Source organism: Lachnospira pectinoschiza (genome assembly GCF_020564355.1).
In the GTDB taxonomy this organism is placed as follows: Bacteria; Bacillota; Clostridia; order Lachnospirales; family Lachnospiraceae; genus Lachnospira; species Lachnospira intestinalis.
This window is the reverse complement of sequence record NZ_JAJCRR010000030.1, coordinates 1-440: the sequence shown is the minus strand read 5'-3', so window position 1 is coordinate 440 and position 440 is coordinate 1. Positions and strand designations below refer to the sequence as shown.

General features: G+C 41.6%; 1 protein-coding gene. It reads right to left on the bottom strand.

Annotation, left to right across the window (positions count from 1 at the left end):
* A partial coding sequence (locus LI288_RS14100; protein WP_264474004.1) for a KH domain-containing protein occupies positions 1 to 440 on the bottom strand: 440 nt, incomplete at both ends.

Here is a 440-nt window from a genome sequence, read left to right as displayed (position 1 = left end):
AAATGCTCCGAATTTTTCGATTCTTACTACCTTTGCTTCATAGACATCGCCGACCTTGGCTTCGCGGACTAATTCTGTAATGATTTCTTTCGCGCGGTTAATCGCTGCCTGGTCAGGCGAAAAGATAGAACAAAGTCCATCTTCATCAATGTCAATTTTGACACCTGTCTCTTCGATAATTTTGTCTATCGTTTCGCCGCCCTTACCAATAACAACCTTAATTTTATCCGTATCAATTTTAATCGTATCAATTTTAGGCGCTGATGGTGCAAGTTCTGAACGGGGTTCCGAAATCGTCGCTTCAATCACATCTAATATTTCAAAGCGGGCACGTTTTGCTTGTGCGAGTGCTTCTGCCAAAATTTCGGCAGTGATACCTGAAATTTTGATGTCCATTTGTAAAGCAGTAATCCCCTCACGTGTACCTGCAACTTTGAAAT